Origin of the sequence: Synechococcus sp. R8-2 (assembly GCF_047461715.1) — a bacterium.
In the GTDB taxonomy this organism is placed as follows: Bacteria; Cyanobacteriota; Cyanobacteriia; order Thermostichales; family Thermostichaceae; genus Thermostichus.
Genome location: NZ_JANSHQ010000462.1, coordinates 1 through 2,581 on the forward strand (window position 1 = coordinate 1; position 2,581 = coordinate 2,581).

Genomic DNA, 2,581 nt, shown 5'->3' on the forward strand with positions numbered 1-2,581 from the left:
CGACAGCGGGACGGAGTCCTTAAAGCGTGAGTTGCCGTTCCCGGGAGGGGTGCAGAGCACCATGAGGCGTGGGTAGGGGCGGCTCCACATTAGAGATCTTAAATCAATCATCCTGAATTGCAGGTTTTTGGAATCCTTTCGGTTCCATTCGCCGTCTCAAGGCCCTGTGCAAGTCAGTCCGCCCCTGTTCTCTTTATTGGCCTGCCCTGGAAGTTTGATATCCTATCGGGGGGCTGCTGTTGAAGGTGGCGGCACTTGCCCTTCTCACCCTGTGAGGCTGTTATCGCTACGTGACGCTTCCGCGTTCGTGACGGCGGTGCGGAGCACTTGCGTGCAGGCGCAACGGAGTTCTGTATGGAAGCAACCCTCTCCATGACTGGTTCACTTCCTCAAGCCAAGGAAGCTGCTCCCCATCTGGAGACCCTGCTGGTGGTGGAGGACGAGGATGCCATTCGGGAAACGGTTGCCCTGGCTTTAGAAGAGCAGGGGTATCAGGTTTTACAAGCCGCCGATGGTCGGCAAGCCCTTGAGATGGTGCATACGGTTGAGCGGCTGGATTTGATGATCTTGGATTTGATGTTGCCCAGCTTGAACGGTCTGGATCTGTGCAGGCTGCTGCGCAGGGAGGGCAACACGATTCCCATCCTGATGTTGACGGCCAAAAGTAGCGAAACCGACCGCGTGGTGGGCTTGGAACTGGGGGCCGACGATTATCTGACCAAGCCCTTCGGCATGCGGGAGCTGATCGCCCGCTGTCGCTCGGTGTTGCGCCGGCAACAACTGGCCCAAGCCAGCGATGCCACGGTGCTCCGTTACGGGGATCTGTGTATGTTTACCCAGGAGTGCCGCGTGTTGGTGCGGGGCGTCGAGGTGAGTTTTTCCCCCAAAGAGTTTCGCCTGTTGGAGCTGTTTATGTCCAACCCCCGCCGCGTTTGGACGCGGGAGCAGCTTCTGGAGCGCGTCTGGGGATCCGACTTCATGGGCGACAGCAAGACCGTCGATGTGCATATCCGCTGGCTGCGGGAAAAATTGGAGCTGGATCCCAGCAACCCAGAGTATTTGGTGACGGTGCGCGGCTTCGGCTATCGCTTCGGCTAGTCTTTTTGCTGGCCACGCCACCGGCGGGCAAAAGAGAGCGCCTCGGCACGAGTTTGAATCTGCCCCCAAGCCTGCGCCTCTTGAAGAGCTTGCAGCAACTGGCCTACCCAGGGGCCGGGTTTGGCCCCCAAGCTGTGCAGCAGATCGCGGCCATCCAGCAGGGGCACCAGATGGGCCAGGGGATCCTGGGGGTCTTCGTAGCGTTTGAGCCAAGACTCCAGCTTTTGAGGGTCGCCGCCCGTAGCCACCGCCAACAGCGCCAGGCCACCGAACAGGGATCCCGCCTGTTGATAAAGCCGCCACTGTTGCGCAGGGGTGGGGGAGTCCGTCAGGAGAAGCTGAAGCTGAGGCAGAAGATGGTGTAGCTTTTGGATGGCCCGCATTTCCGCTCGGCTGAAGCGCAGCCGCTCCAGCTCGGTTTCCACCCTTTCTGCCGTTCGCGTCAGCAAGACAGAGTCCTCAGTTCCCGCTGGATCCCACAACAAGGCCGCCAGCACCACTGCCAACAGCCTGCCGCGCCGCTCGCGTGAGGACGCCAAAGGTTGAGCCAGCTCTGCCAGCGTGCGGGGATAGAGCGGTTGCCAGCGCCCGGCCCACTCCCACACGGCCTGAGCTTGAGGGAAGCCCGGACTTTCCGGCTTCAGGTGGGGCAGCCAAGCCTGCAGCAACCCCGCCGCCACCGCCGCCTGTAGGTGAGCCAGCCCTGGGATCCCTGCCTCCAACAGGGCCACTATCTCTGCCCGCACCCGTTCTGCCGCCACATTCGCCAAAAGGGGAGCCCGCTCCCGGATCGCCTCTTGCGTAGCTGGATCCAGCCCAAACCCCAGCTGAGCCGCCTGTCGATAACCCCGCAACAGCCGCACCGGATCAGCACTGAGGTTGTCGGGGTGTACCATGCGCATCCGGCTCTGGCGAATATCGGCTTGTCCGCCCGTGGGATCCAGCAGTTGCTCCCTTTGCAGATCCAAGGCCAGGGCATTGCAGGTGAAGTCCCGCTGCCTCAGATCCTCCTCAGGGGTGGATCCCGCCTGCAGCCCCACGTCCACGGTCAACTTTGCCAACACAATGCGGGCAATCTGCCGTTCGGGATCCAACACCACAAAGCCCGCCCCCAACCGCCGTGCCACTGCCGCTGCCCAGCCCACGGGATCCACAGCGCACATCAGGTCCAAATCCACCGACGCTGAGGACTCCATCCCACCGTCGCGAGCGGGATCCCCAGCAGCACGGCCCTGCAGCCAAGCCAGGTAAGCATCCCGCAGGGATCCCCCTACCCAATAGCTTTTCTGCGGCAGCCACTCTTGGGGGAAAGGCAGCCGTTGGTAAAAATAGGTCAGCAGCCACTTCGTCAGCAAGGCTTCGCTCGGGCTTAGGGTCATTCCCAGTCAAAACTCCATGAAGATGAGACACCTGGGGTGGTAGGAGAACGCTTCTGGGGGTATGAAGTCAGCGTCCTCGTCTGGTCGCGTCAGCGTTGCAGAGC

General features: G+C 61.6%; 2 protein-coding genes. One reads left to right on the forward strand and one right to left on the reverse strand.

What is annotated here, in order from left to right; all coding sequences use genetic code 11:
• Positions 1-372: 372 nt before the first annotated feature.
• Complete coding sequence (locus NW819_RS11085; protein ID WP_414413772.1) at positions 373-1,098, forward strand: response regulator; 726 nt, start codon at positions 373-375, stop codon at positions 1,096-1,098.
• Here the strand turns inward: NW819_RS11085 and NW819_RS11090 are convergent.
• Complete coding sequence (locus NW819_RS11090; protein ID WP_414413773.1) at positions 1,095-2,477, reverse strand: CCA tRNA nucleotidyltransferase; 1,383 nt, start codon at positions 2,475-2,477, stop codon at positions 1,095-1,097. The two genes, NW819_RS11085 and NW819_RS11090, sit on opposite strands and share 4 nt — an antisense overlap.
• Positions 2,478-2,581 lie beyond the last annotated feature (104 nt).

What these genes read in the sequence shown, in the direction of transcription:
- NW819_RS11085 (WP_414413772.1), top strand. Translation starts at nt 373, where the DNA reads ATGACTGGTTCACTTCCTCAAGCCAAGGAAGCTGCTCCCCATCTGGAG.
- NW819_RS11090 (WP_414413773.1), bottom strand. Translation starts at nt 2,477, where the DNA reads ATGACCCTAAGCCCGAGCGAAGCCTTGCTGACGAAGTGGCTGCTGACC.